Annotated in this window: 17 protein-coding genes; 10 read left to right on the top strand and 7 right to left on the bottom strand. The window is 60.2% G+C overall.

Translation table 11 applies throughout. From position 1 onward, the window contains the following. The first annotated feature begins 297 nt into the window (after positions 1-297). Both kynB and kynA read left to right on the top strand, forming a co-directional pair. Positions 298-948, top strand: a complete 651-nt coding sequence (gene kynB, locus E4O98_RS26220; RefSeq protein WP_005791369.1) for an arylformamidase — start codon at positions 298-300, stop codon at positions 946-948. Continuing rightward, positions 945-1,802 carry a tryptophan 2,3-dioxygenase gene (kynA, locus tag E4O98_RS26225; protein WP_248092492.1) on the top strand — a complete coding sequence of 286 codons (858 nt, stop codon included), beginning with the start codon at positions 945-947 and terminating at the stop codon, positions 1,800-1,802. The genes kynB and kynA overlap by 4 nt, the downstream gene beginning before the upstream one ends. A 79-nt stretch (positions 1,803-1,881) precedes the next feature. Here kynA and E4O98_RS26230 read toward each other — a convergent pair whose 3' ends face one another. The 4 genes from E4O98_RS26230 to antA form a co-directional block, all read right to left on the bottom strand. After that, the gene (locus tag E4O98_RS26230; RefSeq protein ID WP_248092494.1) at positions 1,882-3,282 is read right to left on the bottom strand and encodes an amino acid permease; all 1,401 of its coding nucleotides are present in this window, start codon (positions 3,280-3,282) and stop codon (positions 1,882-1,884) included. Positions 3,283-3,353: 71 nt separating this feature from the next. Continuing rightward, on the bottom strand, positions 3,354-4,361 hold the full coding sequence (gene antC, locus E4O98_RS26235) for an anthranilate 1,2-dioxygenase electron transfer component AntC (protein ID WP_248136683.1): 1,008 nt from the start codon (positions 4,359-4,361) through the stop codon (positions 3,354-3,356). Positions 4,362-4,379: 18 nt separating this feature from the next. Then, positions 4,380-4,871, bottom strand: a complete 492-nt coding sequence (gene antB / locus E4O98_RS26240; RefSeq protein ID WP_005791362.1) for an anthranilate 1,2-dioxygenase small subunit — start codon at positions 4,869-4,871, stop codon at positions 4,380-4,382. Next, complete coding sequence (antA, locus tag E4O98_RS26245; protein WP_032879492.1) at positions 4,871-6,262, bottom strand: anthranilate 1,2-dioxygenase large subunit; 1,392 nt, start codon at positions 6,260-6,262, stop codon at positions 4,871-4,873. Before antA ends, antB begins: the two co-directional genes overlap by 1 nt. Before the next feature lie 313 nt (positions 6,263-6,575). Between antA and E4O98_RS26250 the strand changes: the two genes are divergently transcribed. Continuing rightward, positions 6,576-7,568: an AraC family transcriptional regulator gene (locus tag E4O98_RS26250; protein WP_032879494.1), complete on the top strand. Its 993-nt coding sequence runs from the start codon at positions 6,576-6,578 to the stop codon at positions 7,566-7,568. Positions 7,569-7,701: 133 nt separating this feature from the next. Here E4O98_RS26250 and E4O98_RS26255 read toward each other — a convergent pair whose 3' ends face one another. Then, a complete protein-coding gene (locus tag E4O98_RS26255) occupies positions 7,702-8,577 on the bottom strand; it encodes a LysR family transcriptional regulator (protein WP_032879497.1) in 876 nt (291 codons plus the stop codon). A gap of 114 nt (positions 8,578-8,691) precedes the next feature. Here E4O98_RS26255 and E4O98_RS26260 point away from each other — a divergent pair, with 114 nt between their 5' ends. The 3 genes from E4O98_RS26260 to catA are packed head-to-tail and all read left to right on the top strand — an operon-like array spanning position 8,692 to position 11,092. Continuing rightward, positions 8,692-9,819: a muconate cycloisomerase family protein gene (locus E4O98_RS26260; RefSeq protein WP_248136685.1), complete on the top strand. Its 1,128-nt coding sequence runs from the start codon at positions 8,692-8,694 to the stop codon at positions 9,817-9,819. A 12-nt stretch (positions 9,820-9,831) separates the two neighbouring features. Next, positions 9,832-10,122, top strand: coding sequence for a muconolactone Delta-isomerase (gene catC / locus E4O98_RS26265; protein WP_056845956.1), 291 nt, complete (start codon positions 9,832-9,834; stop codon positions 10,120-10,122). 40 nt (positions 10,123-10,162) lie between these two features. Beyond that, positions 10,163-11,092, top strand: coding sequence for a catechol 1,2-dioxygenase (gene catA / locus E4O98_RS26270; protein WP_032879505.1), 930 nt, complete (start codon positions 10,163-10,165; stop codon positions 11,090-11,092). A 131-nt stretch (positions 11,093-11,223) separates the two neighbouring features. Here catA and E4O98_RS26275 read toward each other — a convergent pair whose 3' ends face one another. Next, a complete protein-coding gene (locus E4O98_RS26275; RefSeq protein ID WP_032879507.1) occupies positions 11,224-11,697 on the bottom strand; it encodes an Lrp/AsnC family transcriptional regulator in 474 nt (157 codons plus the stop codon). A 144-nt stretch (positions 11,698-11,841) separates the two neighbouring features. Between E4O98_RS26275 and kynU the strand changes: the two genes are divergently transcribed. Then, complete coding sequence (gene kynU / locus E4O98_RS26280) at positions 11,842-13,092, top strand: kynureninase (RefSeq protein ID WP_248136687.1); 1,251 nt, start codon at positions 11,842-11,844, stop codon at positions 13,090-13,092. Positions 13,093-13,245: 153 nt separating this feature from the next. Further along, positions 13,246-14,652, top strand: coding sequence for an amino acid permease (locus E4O98_RS26285; RefSeq protein WP_248136689.1), 1,407 nt, complete (start codon positions 13,246-13,248; stop codon positions 14,650-14,652). On the opposite strand, the gene E4O98_RS26290 is transcribed toward E4O98_RS26285, so the two are convergent. Continuing rightward, complete coding sequence (locus E4O98_RS26290; RefSeq protein WP_248136691.1) at positions 14,598-15,488, bottom strand: LysR substrate-binding domain-containing protein; 891 nt, start codon at positions 15,486-15,488, stop codon at positions 14,598-14,600. The two genes, E4O98_RS26285 and E4O98_RS26290, sit on opposite strands and share 55 nt — an antisense overlap. Positions 15,489-15,677: 189 nt before the next feature. Between E4O98_RS26290 and E4O98_RS26295 the strand changes: the two genes are divergently transcribed. Both E4O98_RS26295 and E4O98_RS26300 read left to right on the top strand, forming a co-directional pair. Next, positions 15,678-16,442, top strand: coding sequence for a sulfite exporter TauE/SafE family protein (locus E4O98_RS26295; protein WP_078822290.1), 765 nt, complete (start codon positions 15,678-15,680; stop codon positions 16,440-16,442). A 42-nt stretch (positions 16,443-16,484) separates the two neighbouring features. Then, positions 16,485-17,381, top strand: coding sequence for a LysR family transcriptional regulator (locus E4O98_RS26300; RefSeq protein ID WP_223017926.1), 897 nt, complete (start codon positions 16,485-16,487; stop codon positions 17,379-17,381). Positions 17,382-17,438: the final 57 nt, after the last annotated feature.

Below are 17,438 nucleotides of genomic sequence, written 5' to 3' on the forward strand. Positions count from 1 at the left end.
CATCGGGATGTCCAGAAGCGCAGGCCATGTGATGAACTGGAAATCACCCCCATCCCTGTGGGAGCCGGGCTTGCCCGCGATAGCGGAGTGTCAGGCAATGAAGAGGCTGGCTGCGCCATCGTCATCGCGGGCAAGCCCGGCTCCCACAAGGGGCATGTCTAAACGAAAGATTTGTGCAGTAACTGACCATTTTCTCGCAGTAAGTGCGAAACATTTCCCATCTCACGCCAGAATTCGCAAGAAAATTCAGAGCTGGCCCTCGTATCATTCACCCCAGTACCCAGTGAGAGCCTTGCAATGAACCCAATAAAAACGTGGTGGGATATCAGCCCGCCCTTGAGCACGGCGACCCCGACCTGGCCGGGCGATACGCCGTTCCAGGAAGAGCGCGTGTGGCAGTTCGGCCCGGAGTGTCCGGTAAATGTGGGGCGCGTAACCCTGTCGCCGCACACCGGCGCCCATGTGGATGCACCGCTGCATTACAGCGCCGATGGCGCGCCGATTGGCGAGGTATCGCTGGATGTATATATGGGCCCGTGCCGGGTATTGCATTGCCTGGGCAGCGGCGCGTTGGTGCAGCCGCATCAGTTGCAAGGGCGTGTGGATAACCTGCCGGAGCGCGTGCTATTGCGTACTTATCCACAAGCGCCACTGACTGAATGGGATTCGAATTTCACTGCCATCGCCCCGCAAACCATTGAGCTGCTCGCCGGCCTGGGTGTGCGCCTGATCGGTATCGATACGCCGTCCCTGGACCCGCAACAATCCAAGACCATGGATTCCCACAACGCCGTGGCGCGCCATGGCATGGCGATCCTCGAAGGCATCGTGCTCGATGAAGTGCCGGAGGGCGACTATGAACTGATCGCGCTGCCGCTACGTTTTGCCCATCTCGATGCCAGCCCGGTCCGCGCCATTCTCCGCCCGCTCAAGGAGCCCACGCGATGAGCCAATGTCCTTTCTCAGCTGATTACCAACCGCCGGAAGAATGGCATAACGCCGAACTGAATTTTTCCGAGTCCATGAGCTATGGCGATTACCTGGACCTGGGCAAAGTCCTCAGCGCCCAGCACCCGCTGTCGCCAGACCACAACGAAATGCTCTTCATCATCCAGCACCAGACCTCGGAGCTGTGGATGAAGCTGATGCTTCACGAACTCAAGGCTGCCCGCGAACATGTGCGCCTGGGTGAGCTGCCACCGGCGTTCAAGATGCTGGCGCGGGTGTCGCGGATCTTCGATCAACTGGTGCACGCCTGGGCCGTGCTGGCGACCATGACGCCGTCGGAGTACAAGGCGATTCGCCCGTTCCTGGGGCAGTCGTCGGGGTTCCAGTCGTTCCAGTACCGCGAGATCGAATTCATCCTCGGTAACAAAAGCCCGGCGCTGCTGCGGCCCCATGCTCATCGCCCGCAATTGCTGCAGCAATTGCAGGTAGCGATTGCCACGCCGTCGCTGTATGACGAGGCGGTCAACCTGATGGTCAAGGCCGGACTGGCGATTGACCCTCAGCGCGCCGAGCGCGACCCGACGGCGGCCACAGTGCATGACGCCTCCGTGGAGGCGGCGTGGCGCGAGGTGTATCGCGACCCGAATCGGTATTGGGACTTGTATCAATTGGCCGAGAAGTTTATCGACCTGGAAGATTCGTTCCGCCAATGGCGCTTCCGACATGTCACCACGGTGGAGCGCATCATCGGCTTTCAGCCGGGTACCGGCGGCACCGAAGGCGTGGGTTACCTGCGCAAGATGCTCGACACGGTACTGTTTCCCGAACTCTGGCGAGTACGTTCCACGCTCTAAACAAAAAAGCCCCGCATCTGCGGGGCTTTTCATTTGGAATGCAGCTAAAAATTTGGGAGGGGGCTTGCTCCCACAGAGGTTACTGGGTTACTGCAACTTTCCCGTTTCTGATCCGAAACCGGTAGGCAACATAGATAATCCCCACCCACACCGGCATCGCATACACCGACTCGCGAATCCCCGGAATCGCCAGCATCACGCCAATGATCATCACCATGAACGCCAGGCACAGGTAGTTGCTGAACGGGAACCAGAAGGTCTTGAACGACGGTGTCACGCCTTGCTCGCCCATGGCCTTGCGGAACTTGATGTGGGTCAGGCTGATCAGCGCCCAGTTGATCATCAACGAAGCAACCACCAGCGCGAACAGCAACTCCAGCGCACTGTGCGGCGCGACGTAGTTGACCACCACGCACAGCATCGTCACCAACGCCGAAATCGCCAGGGCCCGCAGCGGAACGCCTTGTTTGTTGAGCTTCATCAGCGCCTTGGGCGCGTCACCCTGCTCGGCCAGGCCGAACAACATGCGGCTGTTGCAGTACACGCCGCTGTTGTACACCGACAACGCCGCGGTCAGCACCACGAAGTTGAGGATGTGGGCGGCGGTGTCGTTGCCGATCAACGAGAAGATCTGCACAAACGGGCTGCCGCTGTAGGCATCGCCCGACGCGCCGAGGGTTTGCAGCAATTGATCCCACGGGTACAGCGACAACAGCACGGTCAGCGCGCCGACGTAGAAAATCAGGATGCGGTACACCACCTGATTGATCGCTTTGGGGATGACCTTGCGCGGTTCGCTGGCTTCGGCGGCGGTGATGCCGACCAGTTCCAGGCCACCGAACGAGAACATGATGAAGGCCATGGACATCAGCAGCCCCATGCCGCCGTTGGGGAAGAAACCGCCGTGGCTCCACAGGTTGCTGACCGACGCTTGCGGGCCGCCAGTGCCGCTGAACAGCAGGTAGCAGCCGAGCACGATCATGCCGACAATCGCCACCACCTTGATGATCGCAAACCAGAACTCGGCTTCACCGAAGAACTTCACGTTCAGGGTGTTGATCAGGTTCACCGCAACAAAGAACACCAACGCGCTGACCCAGGTTGGAATCTCCGGCCACCAGAACTGGATGTACTTGCCCACCGCGGTTAACTCGGCCATGCCCACCAGCACGTAGAGCACCCAGTAGTTCCAGCCGGCCAGAAAACCCGCGTAGCCGCCCCAGTATTTGTGCGCAAAGTGGCTGAAGGAGCCGGCCACCGGCTCTTCGACGATCATCTCGCCGAGCTGGCGCATGATCAGGAACGCGATAAAGCCGGCCACCGCATAGCCCAGGATCATCGACGGCCCCGCCGACTTGAGTACCCCGGCCGAGCCGAGGAACAAGCCTGTACCAATCGCGCCTCCCAAGGCGATCAGCTGAATGTGCCGGTTCTTCAGGCCACGCTTGAGGCCCACCGGGTTAACCATGTCATCCGCCATTAACATTCCCTTCTACTTGTTTTTCTCAAGGGTGATTGCACGCCGCATCGGCCCCTCAGAACTGCTGAGGGTCAGATATTACTCTGCGTAAACTTTTCGTAATACAGCTGAACGCCATCAAGTGCCTGATCCACCAGCCATTGTTGAATGGATTCGACCATTGGAGGGGGGCCGCACACGTACATATCCGCCGATCTGTCCCGCAATTCGGCCAGGTCAAAATGTTCGGTGAGGTAGCCGCGCTTGCCGGGCCATTCGGATGAAGCATCGCTGAGTACTTCGGTGTAGCGAAAGCCCGGGATTTTCCTCGCGTAGTCCTGGATACGCGCCGCTTCGCATAAATCCTCGGCACCGCGCACGCCGTAGTAGAGGTGCACCGGTTGCGAGCAGCCGTTGGCCGCCAGTTCATCGAGCATACCCAGCAACGCCGACAACCCGGTACCACCCGCCACCAGCACCAGCGGCCGGGTGACATGCCGGAGGTAGAACGCCCCCAATGGCGCCTCCAGCAGCATCGCGTCGCCCGCCTGGCAGCGTTCGCGCAGGTAGTTGCTCATCACCCCATCCGGCAGCAGGCGCACCAGGAACTGCAGTTGGTTACCCGGCCGATTGGCGAAGGAGTAGGAGCGCCAACTGTCGGTGCCGGGCACCGCGACACGAGCGTACTGGCCGGGCAGGAAATCCAGTGGCTGGTCCAGTTGCACCTGCAAGATCGCCGTACTGGTGGAGACCTGCTGCACGTCGCTCACCGTACCGCGTACCTGCACTGGCCCGGATGCATTGCACAGGCTTGAATCGAAGTCGAAGTAGAAGGTGGCGTCGGACTGCACCCGAGTCTGGCAACTGAGCATCTTGCGTTGCTGCAGGTCGAGGCTGGAGAGCGCTTCTTCGTCGACATAGTCCTGGGTGTACTCGCCGGATTCGCAACGCCCCTGGCAAGTGCCGCACACGCCTTCGCGGCAATCGAGCGGGATCTTGATACCGTTGCGCAGGGCTGCATCCAACAGGATTTCATTGGCGCCCACCGGGAAGAACAAGGTCTTGCCATCGGCAAAGCTGAAGGCCACTTTGTGATTCATTGGAAAAACTCCCGGTGCCTATAGGTGATAGAAATCCAGCACCGAGTTGATGGTGTCGTTGAGCAGCAAGGCGTGCTTGCGCATGATCAGCCAGCTGTCGCCCGCAGGCTTCAGGTGGTACGTGGCATGCCCGTAGAACTGCTCGGACGTGGCCAGGCGATAGAACAACGTGTGCCAGTTCAAGCGCACCTCCAACGTGCCGTCAGCCTGCTCCGAAATGCGCAGGTTATTGATCAGGTGCAGGGTGCGCGGCATTGGCGTCGCCGAGGCTGCCTTGCCGGTGCGCAGGCGGAACACGCGGTCTTCCAGGCCCGAACGGTTGGCGTAGTAGATCAACGACATCTCACGTTTTGGGTCTTTGGTGTAGACGTGTTCCGAGTCCCATTGCGGCAAATGGAATTCGCTCTGGGGGTCGAACAACTGCACGTAGGCGTCCCAGTCCTGGGCGTCGCACAGTTCGGATTTACGGTAAAAAAACTGCTCGACCCGGTACTGCAATTGCGCATTCATCACTTCACCTCCCGCAGGCTCAGGGCCCGCTGGTCCAAACCCTTGAGCAGAAACTGTTGCCAATTGCGGTGCTGGTTGACGTACAAGCCTTCGTGGGTGAATTCAGTGCCGGTCATGGCCGGTTGAATGCCGATGGCTTCACTGTTAGGCGTGGGTCCGGTCTCCCAGCGGTGGCTGCCCCGTGATATATCGCTCCAGCGTTCCAGGCGGCCCTGGAAACCGCGCTGGGCTTCGCGAAACTCCACCAGGTCGTCCGGCGTGCCCATGCCCGAGACGTTGAAGAAATCTTCGAACTGGCGAATGCGGTTTTCGCGATCCGCGTCGGACTCACCCTTGACCCCCAGGCATTGGCTGATGATCTCGGTCTTGTTCCAGGCCACTGGGCGGATGATGCGCAGCTGCGAACTGATCTGGTCGAGAAAGAACAGGCTAGGGTAGATGTTCAGGTTGCGCAGGCGGTGCATCATCCATTCGGCCTTTTGCTGGCCATGTTCGGCCACCAGGCGCGGCATGATGGTGGCGTAGCCGGAACGTACGCTGGGGTTGGGCATGTCGCTGAACAACACACTGTGGCCGTTATTGAAGGCGAACCAGCCGTCATCGGTATTCGCGTCGCCGGCGCCGAGCTTGCTGTAGTCCAGCGTTGTGCTTGCGCCTGCGCCGTTCTCGGTATTGACCTGCTGGCGATGCTGCACCGTGGCCACGTAGTTGTAGTGCACGGTGCTGACGTGATAACCGTCCAGCCCGTTTTCGTTTTGCAGCTTCCAGTTGCCGTCGTAGGTGTAGGCCGACTTGCCCGGCAGCACTTCCAGCTCACCGGTCGCCGATTGCGCGACCATCATGTCGAAGAACACTTTGGCGTCGCCGAGGAAATCTTCCAGGCTGTTGGTGCCGTTTACGTCGAGGCTGATAAAGACAAAGCCTTTGTAGCTGTCGATGCGCGCCTTTTTCAGGCCGCGGGTGGCTTTATCAAACCCTTCCGGGTATTCCCCCGGCGCCTTGACCTTGACCAGCCGGCCATCGCTTTTGTAGCACCAGGCGTGGAACGGGCAGGTAAAGGTGGACTGGTTGCCCTTGCCCACCCGGGTGAGGGTGGTGCCGCGGTGCTGGCAGGCATTGATCAACGCGTTGAGCCGGCCTTCGCCGTCGCGGGTGATGATCATCGGCTGGCGCCCGGCGCGCATCGTCACGAAGTCGTGGTTATTGGCCAGTTCGCTTTCGTGACAGGCATAGATCCAGTTTTTCTCGAAGATCAGTTCCATCTCCAGGTCGAACAACTCGGGTTCGGTGAACATGTCGCGGGCGATGCGGAACACTTCATCTGCCGGGCGAAAGTCCAGGCAGCTTTCGATAAAGGTTTTCCACTGCTCGACGGTTCTTGCACCACTCATGGGAGGCACCTTTTGATAATGGCTAAAACGGGTGAGCCATTAAGGCGCTGCAGAAGGGCGGTGGGCTATCCGCTTAATGGGGGAAGATGGGCCGCAAAGTTGGGCAGCAAATACTCAACACGGTGCGGCGCGGTGACGCAATGGGCTACTGTCATTGCAGGTGACGGTCGCAGAAAACCTGAATTTATCCACATAGTCGACGGTTGCTATCCACGTGGTTGCAACGGCGCCGACGTGGCTTGGAACTTGCTGTCGATGTTCAACGATGCGCCGCCAGAGCGCGCAAACGCCTAACCGCCGTGGGTGCAGCCCGATGAGTAGCCAGACACACGATATTCATATTCAACGCTTTGACCTCGAAGGTGCCCGCAGCTGGATGTCCGGCATCTGCGGGCCCCATCGCCTGGCGACGGCTACCCCCGAGCGCCTGCGATTTCATCACAGCGCCAACGTGTTCAAGTCCCGCGCCACCACCCTGGGTGTGATTGAGTACGGCACCGACGTGACTATCGACATCGAAGACGCCGAGCATTTCAGCAGCTACAGCCTGAGCCTGCCGTTGGTGGGCGAACAGGAGCTGAGCAAGAACGGTGAACGCCTCAGTTCCAACCGCGACCAGGGCGTGATCATTTCACCCAACGAGCACCAGGTGCTGGCGATTTCCGGTGACTGTCGCAAGTTGCAGGTGGTGATCACCCGTACGGCGATGAGCGAGTCGCTGGAAGGTTTGCTGCAACGGCCCATTGATGCGCCGCTGCGCTTTGAACCGGTGATGGATGCCGTGGACGGCGCCCCGGCTTCGTGGTGGCGCATGGCGCGATACTTCATCGCCGAACTGGAATGCAGCAGCGAGTTGTACGAGCAGGCAGCATTTACCCGGGACCTGGAAAGCTCGCTGATCAAAGGGCTGATCCTGGCCCAGCCGAATAACTATTCTGAAGAATTGCGCGAGGTGTTGGGGGTAAAACTGCCGCACTACCTGATTCGTGCGCGCCAGTACATCCACGACAACGCCCGTGAAGCGCTGCACCTGGAAGACCTGGAAGCGGCGGCCGGGGTGTCGCGGTTCAAGCTGTTCGATGCGTTTCGCAAGTACTTCGCCTTGTCGCCCATGGCGTATCTGAAGAAGCATCGGTTGGGGGCGGTGCGTCAGGAGATTCTTGAACAGGGCTCGGTGCGTACTATCTCTGAAATTGCGTTGGGTTGGGGCTTTACTCACCTGGGGCGGTTTTCGGCGGAGTACCGCAAGTTGTTTGATGAGTCGCCCAGTCAGACACAGCAGCGCAAGCGCATGCGCATTACTTGAACCTGATGAAGATCAAAATGTGGGAGGGGGCTTGCTCCCGATAGCGGTGTGTCAGGCACTGGAAAAGTTGACTGAACCACAGCTATCGGGAGCACGCCCCCTCCCACATTGGATTTGTGGTGCATATGGAATCTCAGATCAACTCTTCCACCAGTTGCAGGCAATGAGTCAGCCCCGGCGACTGGTCATTCACCCGTCGGCTCAGAATGATCGGCGAGGTCGCAGTCGCCTCCACCACCGGCGTATAGCCAATATCCGCCCGATGCAGCACCTGCACCGACGCCGGTACCAGCGTTACACCCATACCGGCGCCTACCAGGCCGATGGCGGTCTGCAACTCGTTGGTCCACTGCGCCACCTTCAGGCTCAAACCGTGGGCGTCGAACAGCGCGATCACATGGTCGGCATAACTGGGGCGCGGGTTGCCTGGGTAGAGCACAAAGGGCTCGGTGGCCAACTGGGCGAGGGTGGCAGGGGCACCCAGCAAGGGGTGACCGCTGGGCAGCACGGCCACCAGGCGATCCTCCACCAATACGCGCTGGACGATGGCCGGGTCGTCGATGCGAATGCGCCCGAAACCCACATCGATGCGCCCGGCCTTGAGCGCTTCGACCTGTTGCAGCGTAGTCATCTCCGACAAGCCCAACTCCAGCTCCAGGGCCTCGTGATTGCGCAGCCTGCGAATCAGTTCCGGCAGCACGCCGTACAAGGTCGAGGGTGCAAAGCCGATGCCCAGCCACGTCTTTTCCCCCAGGCCAATGCGCCGTGTGTTGTCGCAAACCGTGCCCAACTGTTCGAGCAGCACATTGGCGTGTTCATAGAAAAACCGCCCGGCTTCGGTCAGGCGCAACGGTCGGCTACGCTCCAGCAGCAGCACCCCCAGTTCATCCTCCAGCTGCTGGATTTGCCGGCTCAAGGGCGGCTGGGCGATGTGCAGGCGTTCGGCAGCCCGGGTGAAATTGAGGGTCTCGCCCAGCACCTGGAAATAGCGCAAGTGACGCAGTTCCATATCGACTCCTTTCATACCTTGAGGGTATCGCATAAGACCAATTCTATATTGGAAGCCCGAAAAAATGCGGAACAGAATCGACGCAAATCTATAAAGAACCCAACGGGTATTGCCATGCCGATTTGCACCATCGAGTCGATCGACACCCTCATCGTCGATCTCCCCACCATTCGCCCGCACAAGCTGGCGATGCACACCATGCAAAACCAGACCCTGGTGATTATCCGTCTGCGGTGCACGGACGGCATTGAAGGCATCGGCGAAGCTACCACCATCGGTGGCCTCAGCTATGGCAATGAAAGCCCCGACAGCATCAAGGTCAACATCGACCGCCATTTCGCGCCGCTGTTGATCGGCCAGGATGCGAACAACATCAACGCCGCCATGTTGCGCCTGGAGCGCAGTATTCGCGGCAACACCTTTGCCAAATCCGGCATCGAAAGCGCCTTGCTCGACGCCCTCGGCAAACGCCTGGGCCTACCGGTCAGCGAACTGCTGGGCGGGCGCGTGCGTGACGCGTTGCCGGTGGCCTGGACCCTGGCCAGCGGCAATACCGAACAGGACATCAGCGAGGCCGAGAAAATGCTCGACCTGCGCCGTCACCGCATCTTCAAATTGAAGATCGGCGCCGGTGAAGTCAGCCGCGACCTGGCCCATGTGATCGCGATAAAAAAAGCCCTGGGCGAGCGCGCCAGTGTGCGTGTCGACGTCAACCAGGCCTGGGATGAGGCCGTGGCGCTGCGGGCGTGCAAGGTGCTCGGCGACAACGGTATCGACCTTATCGAGCAACCCATCTCACGCAACAACCGTGGCGGTATGGCCCGGCTCAACCTGTCGAGCCCGGTGCCGATCATGGCCGATGAGTCTATCGAGTGTGTCGAAGATGCGTTCAACCTGGCGCGTGAAGGCGCGGCCTCGGTGTTTGCCCTCAAGATCGCCAAGAACGGCGGCCCCCGCGCCGTGCTGCGTACGGCGGCGATCGGCGAGGCGGCAGGCATCGGCCTGTACGGCGGCACCATGCTCGAAGGCGGTATCGGCACCCTGGCGTCGGCCCATGCCTTCCTCACGCTGAACACACTGGCGTGGGGCACCGAGCTGTTCGGCCCGTTGTTGCTCACCGAAGACATCCTTGCCGAGCCACCGGTGTACCGCGATTTCCAGCTGCATGTTTCCACCGCACCGGGCCTGGGCCTGGCGCTCGATGAAGAGCGTCTGGCGTTCTTTAGCCGTGACAAATACTAAGAGGCGCCTGCCATGTTGTTCCACGTAAAAATGACTGTGAACCTGCCCCTCGACATGCCCCCTGAGCGTGCCGACAGCCTCAAGGCCGAAGAGAAAGCCCTGGCGCAACGCCTGCAACAAGAGGGCAAGTGGCGCCACCTGTGGCGCATCGCCGGGCACTACGCCAACTACAGCGTGTTCGATGTCGACAGCGTGCAGGACCTGCATGACCTGCTGATGCAACTGCCATTGTTTCCTTACATGGCTATCGAAGTGAATGCGCTGTGCCGGCACCCGTCGTCCATCCATGCGGACGACCGCTAAGCCGGTTTCAACCTGATAATTACAAGATGAGGAGTGCACCATGTCCATCCGCCTGTCCCAGACTGCCCACGCCCAACGCTTTCTCGAAGAAGCCAGCGGCAACCTCAATGACGCCGGCAACCCGCGCGCCAAGGCGCTGATCTACCGGATCCTGCGCGACACTGTGAACATCATCGAAGACCTGGAAGTGACCCCCGAGGAGTTCTGGAAGGCGGTCAACTACCTCAATGATCTGGGTAAAAACCAGGAAGCCGGCCTGCTCGCCGCTGGCCTGGGCCTGGAGCATTACCTGGACCTGTTGATGGACGCCGCCGATGAGCAGGCGGGCAAGTCCGGCGGTACACCGCGCACCATCGAAGGCCCGCTGTACGTGGCCGGCGCGCCGCTGTCCAAATACGAGGCACGGCTGGATGATGGCAAGGACGACGCGGTGCCGTTGTTCATGCGCGGGCAAGTGCGCGATACCGAGGGCAAGCCATTGGCGGGGGCGATTGTCGATGTGTGGCAGGCCAATACGGGCGGTACTTATTCGTGGTTCGACCCGAACCAGTCTGAATTCAACCTGCGCCGACGTATCGAGACGGATGCCCAGGGCCACTACCGTTTTCGCAGCATCGTACCCTCGGGCTACGGCTGCCCGCCGACCGGGCCGACGCAGCAGTTGCTCGATCAATTGGGGCGCCACGGGCAACGGCCAGCGCATATCCACTTTTTCATCTCGGCGCCCGGGCATCGGCACCTGACCACCCAGATCAACCTCTCGGATGACCCGTACCTGCATGATGACTTTGCCTATGCCACCCGCGATGAACTGATTGCCGAGATCCGCTTCAGCGACGATCCGCAACTGGCGCGGGAATTTGGCGTGGAAGGGCGGTTTGCGCAGATTGATTTTGACTTTGAGTTGCAGGTGGCTGATGCGCCGGTGGAGCAAAAGCGCATGCAACGCACACGGGCTCTCGAGGACTGAGCGCGGGCAGAATGTGGGAGGGGGCTTGCCCCCGATAGCAGTGTGTCAGTCACTTATTTACTAACTGATCCTCCGCTATCGGGAGCAAGCCCCCTCCCACATTTAGTTCACATTTGATCTGTAGTGATGGGTTACTTGCGCAGGACCAGATCCAGCACCTCATCCCGATCCTTGATCTTCTGCAGCACAATTTCAGAGCGAATATCCATCACCCCCGCCGTGCGGTTCAGGTGGTTCACGATAAAGTCCGAAAAGTGCTTGAGGTTGCGTGCCTGCACCCGCAGCACATAGTTGCTGGCACCGGTGATCACATAGGCGCTCGCCACCTCTGGCCAGCCTTGCACCTTCTTGATAAAGGTCTCATGCCAGTCCTCGATATCCTGGCGCAGCGACAGGTGCACGATGGCTTCGAGTTCGATCCCCAACTGTTCGGCATTCAATACCGCGCGATAGCCGCTGATGATTCCTTCGCTCTCCAACAAACGCAAACGGCGCAGGCAGGCAGAGGGTGACAGCGCGACTTTTTCCGCCAGTTCCTGGTTGCTGATACGGCCATCCTGTTGCAGAAAATGCAGGAGGCGCAGGTCGGTGGCGTCGAGAATCATGCTTGGAAGATATCCGCGTATTTTGAGATTAAATTCGAATTTCCTACAGCTTAAATAGCCGTTTGCCCACCACTTTGCACGAAAATTCTCTAAAAGTTCGTTCATTATTTGGTCCATCCTCACTTATAAAAACCAGGACGACCCATGACCACTCGAAGCCATTGCCAAGCCCTCGACACCCAGGACCCTTTGGCACCCCTGCGTGCCCAATTCGCCCTGCCCGAGGGCGTGATCTACCTCGACGGCAACTCCCTCGGCGCGCGCCCGGTGGCAGCGCTGGAGCGGGCACAGCAGGTGATCGCCCAAGAGTGGGGCAATGGCTTGATTCGCAGCTGGAACAGCGCAGGCTGGGCGGATTTGTCCCAGCGCCTGGGCAATCGCCTCGCACCGTTGATCGGTGCGCGTGAGGGCGAAGTGGTGGTCACCGATACCACTTCGATCAACCTGTTCAAGGTGCTGAGCGCGGCGTTGAGTGTGCAGCGTCAACGCTCCCCGGCGCGCAAGGTGATCGTCAGCGAAGCGAATAACTTTCCCACCGATTTGTATATCGCCGAGGGCCTGGCCGAACTGCTGCAACAAGGCTATTCCCTGCGCCTGGTCAACAGCCCGGCCGAACTGCCCCAGGCCATCGACGCAGACGTGGCGGTGGTGATGCTCACCCACGTCAACTACAAGACTGGCTACATGTACGACATGGCGGCGCTGACTGCGCTGAGCCACGAGTGTGGCGCGCTGAGCCTTTGGGACCTGGCGCACTCAGCGGGCGCGGTGCCTGTGGACCTGCACCAGGCCGGCGCTGATTATGCCATTGGCTGCACCTACAAATACCTCAATGGCGGCCCGGGCTCCCAGGCATTTGTGTGGGTCAACCCGGCGTTGGTGGATGTGGTGCGCCAGCCGTTGTCAGGCTGGTTCGGGCATACCCGCCAATTCGCCATGGAGTCGAGCTACGCCCCCAGCGCCGGCATCGCGCGCTACCTGTGCGGTACCCAACCGATCACTTCGTTGGCCATGGTGGAATGCGGCCTGGACATTTTCGCCCAGACCGACATGACCAGCCTGCGCAGCAAATCCCTGGCATTGACCGACCTGTTTATCGCGTTGGTCGAAAGCCGCTGCGCCGCCCATGGCCTGGAACTGATCACACCGCGTGAGCACGCCCGGCGCGGCAGCCATGTGAGCTTCGAACACCCCGAAGGTTACGCGGTGATCCAGGCCCTGATCGCCCGAGGCGTGATCGGCGATTACCGTGAGCCGCGGATCATGCGCTTTGGTTTCACGCCGCTGTACACAAGCTTTACCGAGGTGTGGGACGCGGTGGAAATCCTTGGTGAAATTCTCGACAACCGCACCTGGGACCAGCCGCAATTCAAAGTCCGAAACAGCGTTACTTAATAGCACCACACACCCAATGTGGGAGGGGGCTTGCTCCCGATAGCGGTGTGTCAGTTGACATATCAGTGACTGACACACTGCTATCGGGAGCAAGCCCCCTCCCACAGGATTCACCGCCAGCAGCAACCATCACAATAATAAAGGGGCACTCCAGTGACCACGCCAGACAACGGCTTTGCAGAAATCACCCACCGCGAACTGGGCCTCAGGCGCCAGCTCACTTCCGGCCAGATGAGCATGATCGCTATCGGTGGCGCCATCGGCACCGGGCTGTTCATGGGCAGCGCCTACGCCATCGGCTATGCCGGGCCCAGCGTGCTGGTGAGCTATGCCATCGGCGCCTTGATCACCTTGCTGCTGATGGGCTGCCTGGCGGAGATGACGGTGGCCCATTCCACCTCCGGCTCCTTTGGCGCCTATGCCGAGTTCTACATCAGCCCGCTGGCCGGGTTCCTGGTGCGGTATGCCTATTGGGCGGCGATTGTGCTGGCGGTGGGGGCCGAGGTCACAGCGGTGGCGATGTACATGAAGTACTGGTTCGCCAATGTGCCGGAATGGGTATGGATCGTATCGTTTTCCAGTGTATTGATTGTGCTCAATGCGATCAGCGTGAAGACCTTCGGCAACTTCGAATACTGGTTCTCGACCATCAAGATCAGCGCCATTGTCGGCTTCATCATCCTGGCGGTGTATGTGGTGTTCGGTTCCGGCAACCCGCAGTACGGTGTGCAGAACTACACGGCCCACGAGGGCTTTTTTCCCCATGGCTTGAGTGGCATGTGGATCGCGGTGATCGTGTCGATCTTCAGTTACTTAAGCGTCGAGATGATCGCCGTGGCCGCCGGTGAAGCCGCCGACCCGGAGCAGGCGGTGAAGAAAGCCTTCCGCGCTACCATCGTGCGGCTGGTGGTGTTCTACCTGCTGACCCTGGCGCTGATGCTCGCCATCGTGCCGTGGAACCAGGCCGGCCAGGCCCAGAGCCCGTTTGTCACGGTGATGCAGACCATCGGCATTCCCGGCGCCACCGGGGTGATGAATTTCGTGATCCTGATCGCGGCGCTGTCGGCCATGAACAGCCAGCTCTATATCACCACGCGCATGATGTTCAGCCTGTCTCGCGCAGGCTTTGCGCCCAAGTCCATGGGCGCCTTGAGCAAGAATGGCATCCCGCTGAACGCCCTGTTGCTGTCCAGCTCGGGCATTGCCCTGGCGACTCTTTTGAATGTGGTGTACCCGGAAAGCTCATTCACCCTGATGATGGCGATCTCGATGTTTGGCGCGATCTTCACCTGGTTCATGATCTTCCTTACGCACCTGTTCTTTCGCCGCTATCGCAAGCGCCATGGCGGGGCGAAGTTGTCGTTCCAGTTGCGCCTGTTTCCCTACAGTACGCTGCTGGGGTTGGTGCTGATGGGGGCGGTAATGATCACCACCTATTTCACCGAAGCGTTCAAGATGACCTTGGTATTCGGCGTGCCGTTCCTGTTGATTCTGTCGGCGGTGTATTACGGGTTCTTCCGCAAGGGCAGGGCCAAGGCGTCGAACAAAGCCCTGGCGTAACCCGGCAGTTGCTCGAACGAGCGTGCGCATAACAGCAACGAGCGACAGGCCCACTCCTCTTGCAGGGGGTGGGCCTTGAAACGGCGTTCTGACGGCCAGCGCTCCAAGGCTGCCTGCGGCACGATGCCCAGACCCGCGCCGCCGGCGACCATGCGAATCAACCCATTAAAACCGTCGGCGCGAATGCGTGTCTGCAAGCGAAAGCCTGTGTGCAGTGCCTGCTCTTCCAGATAAACCGCCAGCGCGCTGTTGGCCGCCAGGCCCACGTAGTCGTATTGCAAGCTGTCGATAAAACTCGGGCGGGTCAACGGGTGGTCCAGGGGCATGATCAGCACCAGCGGATCATCGCGAAACGCCAGGGTCTGCAAGCCGTGGGTGTCCACGGCATCGGAAATAATCCCCAGGTCGGCAGTGCCCTGGCGCAAGGCGTGGGTGATGCGCAGGCTGGGCAATTCTTGCAAGTCGATATCGAGGTTGGGGTGCTCGCGCAAAAAGTGTGCGAGCAATTCAGGCAGGTACTCGCTAAGGGCAGTGGTATTGCACAGCAAGCGTACCTGGCCTTTGACGCCATTGGCGTATTCGGCCAGGTCCTGTTGCAGGTGTTCGGCCTGTTGCAACAGCAGGCGAGCGTGCCGAGCCAGGGCTTTGCCCGCCGGCGTTGTGGTGACGCCACGGCGGCCACGCTCAAGAAACGCGATGCCCAGTGAAGACTCCATTGCCCGGATGCGTGCGCTGGCGGCCGCCAGGGATAAATGACTACGGGCTGCACCGGCAGTGATATTGCCGCTGTCGAGGATGTGCAGATAGAGGCGCAGGTCGATCAGGTCAAAGTGCATGGCTGCAGGTTTCCGGTGACTGGGCGGGCGTCATCGCAGGCAAGCCAGCTCCCACACTTGGATGTATTCACAGTTCAAAATGTGGGAGCTGGCTTGCCTGCGATGACGGCATCAGCCTCACAAAAAACAAGAGGCTGCCTCAGTATATGGCGAATTTTCAGCCTCTCTCCAGCCCTGCACAATCGGTGCATGAATACCTTCCTAGCGTTCTACCAAAACCTCGGTCCAGCCCTGACAGCGTTGGTCATCACTACCTTCCTGCTGGCCGGTACGGTCAAAGGCATCATCGGCCTTGGCCTGCCCACTGTAGCCATGGGCATGCTCGGCCTGGCTATGTTACCGGCGCAGGCTGCGGCGTTGCTGATCATTCCTTCGACTATCACCAACCTCTGGCAGCTAACGTTTGGCGGTCATTTGAGTGCCTTGCTCAAACGCCTGTGGCCGATGCTGTTGCTTATTTTCTGCGGCACCGGGCTAGGCTCCGTGTGGCTGGGCATGGACGGTGGGCCGTGGGTGGTCCGCGCGTTGGGTGCGGCGTTGCTGGTATATGCGTTGAGCGGCTTGTTCCTGCCGACCTTCAAGGTCGCGCCCCGGACCGAGCGCTGGCTGGGGCCCTTGTGTGGGCTGATCACCGGCATCATCACCTCGGCCACCGGTGTTTTCGTGATCCCTGCGGTGCCGTATCTGCAAGCGCTGGGCTTGAGCCGTGATCAGTTGGTGCAGGCGCTGGGGCTGTCGTTCACGGTGTCGACACTGGCGCTGGCCGCCGGGCTGGCCTGGCGCGGAGCGCTGGGCGGTGGTGAAATCGGTGCGTCAGTGTTGGCGCTGGTGCCGGCATTGCTGGGGATGTGGCTGGGCCAAGTGGTTCGCCGACGCATCAGTGCGCTGTGGTTCAAGCGTGGGTTTTTCACGGGCATGGCGTTGTTGGGAGGCCATTTGTTGCTGGCTGGTTAATAATGACCGTGCCTGTGTCAGCCGATAAATGAAGGACCGCCCGTGAAAGCCCGTTCCGATGAGCTACAGATCTTCGTCAGCGTGATTGAATGCGGCTCGATTTCTGCCGCCGCCGAAAAGGTCGGGCAAACGCCGTCTGCGGTCAGCCGCACGCTGTCGCGCCTGGAAGCCAAGCTCGACACCACGCTGATCAACCGCACCACGCGACGCATGGACCTGACTGAAGAGGGCAAGTACTTCTTCGAGCAGGCCAAGGTGATCCTGGCGCAGATGGACGAGCTGGAAGAGCGCCTGTCGTCGCGCCAGAAAAAACCGGCCGGCCGCCTGCGTATCAATGCCGCAGTACCGTTCATGCTGCACGGGATCGTGCCGTACATCGCCGAGTTTCGCCGCTTGTACCCGGATATCCAGTTGGAGCTCAACAGCGACGACTTGATCATCGACCTGCTTGAGCAAAGTACCGACATCGCCATTCGCATTGGCACCCTGGCCGACTCGACCCTTCATGCGCGCTCCCTGGGCAGCACGCCGCTGCATATCCTGGCCAGCCCCGACTACCTCAAGCAATACGGCACGCCGACGACCGTTGCCGAGTTGGCCGATCACACCTTGCTGGGCTTCACTCACACCGAGACCCTCAACCACTGGCCGCTGCGTCATGGCGAAGGTGACCGCTGGCTGATCCAGCCCAGTGTCAGCGCATCCAGTGGCGAAACTGTGCGCCAGTTGGCGCTGCAGGGGCAGGGTATTTGTTGCCTGTCGAATTTCATGACGGTCGACGATATCGATGCCGGCCGCCTGGTGCCCATGCTGGAGGCGTCCAACAGCGGTTATCGCCAGCCGATCCACGCGGTGTTCTATCGCAACTCGCAATTGGCGCTGCGCATTCAGTGCTTCCTGGACTTCATTCAGGCCAAGCTGGCGCGGTATGCGCGCTGATTCGTGACTTGCACGCAAGAGTGAATTGGGCCGTACGGGCTTATTCGACAGCAGTGG

Origin of the sequence: Pseudomonas sp. W2Jun17, from assembly GCF_023127795.1 — a bacterium.
Classification (GTDB): domain Bacteria; phylum Pseudomonadota; class Gammaproteobacteria; order Pseudomonadales; family Pseudomonadaceae; genus Aquipseudomonas; species Aquipseudomonas synxantha_A.

Excerpts from the sequence above, each read along its gene's own strand:
- kynB (WP_005791369.1), top strand. The coding sequence starts at position 298 with ATGAACCCAATAAAAACGTGGTGGGATATCAGCCCGCCCTTGAGCACG.
- kynA (WP_248092492.1), top strand. The coding sequence starts at position 945 with ATGAGCCAATGTCCTTTCTCAGCTGATTACCAACCGCCGGAAGAATGG.
- E4O98_RS26230 (WP_248092494.1), bottom strand. The coding sequence starts at position 3,282 with ATGGCGGATGACATGGTTAACCCGGTGGGCCTCAAGCGTGGCCTGAAG.
- antC (WP_248136683.1), bottom strand. The coding sequence starts at position 4,361 with ATGAATCACAAAGTGGCCTTCAGCTTTGCCGATGGCAAGACCTTGTTC.
- antB (WP_005791362.1), bottom strand. The coding sequence starts at position 4,871 with ATGAATGCGCAATTGCAGTACCGGGTCGAGCAGTTTTTTTACCGTAAA.
- antA (WP_032879492.1), bottom strand. The coding sequence starts at position 6,262 with ATGAGTGGTGCAAGAACCGTCGAGCAGTGGAAAACCTTTATCGAAAGC.
- E4O98_RS26250 (WP_032879494.1), top strand. The coding sequence starts at position 6,576 with ATGAGTAGCCAGACACACGATATTCATATTCAACGCTTTGACCTCGAA.
- E4O98_RS26255 (WP_032879497.1), bottom strand. The coding sequence starts at position 8,577 with ATGGAACTGCGTCACTTGCGCTATTTCCAGGTGCTGGGCGAGACCCTC.
- E4O98_RS26260 (WP_248136685.1), top strand. The coding sequence starts at position 8,692 with ATGCCGATTTGCACCATCGAGTCGATCGACACCCTCATCGTCGATCTC.
- catC (WP_056845956.1), top strand. The coding sequence starts at position 9,832 with ATGTTGTTCCACGTAAAAATGACTGTGAACCTGCCCCTCGACATGCCC.
- catA (WP_032879505.1), top strand. The coding sequence starts at position 10,163 with ATGTCCATCCGCCTGTCCCAGACTGCCCACGCCCAACGCTTTCTCGAA.
- E4O98_RS26275 (WP_032879507.1), bottom strand. The coding sequence starts at position 11,697 with ATGATTCTCGACGCCACCGACCTGCGCCTCCTGCATTTTCTGCAACAG.
- kynU (WP_248136687.1), top strand. The coding sequence starts at position 11,842 with ATGACCACTCGAAGCCATTGCCAAGCCCTCGACACCCAGGACCCTTTG.
- E4O98_RS26290 (WP_248136691.1), bottom strand. The coding sequence starts at position 15,488 with ATGCACTTTGACCTGATCGACCTGCGCCTCTATCTGCACATCCTCGAC.
- E4O98_RS26295 (WP_078822290.1), top strand. The coding sequence starts at position 15,678 with ATGAATACCTTCCTAGCGTTCTACCAAAACCTCGGTCCAGCCCTGACA.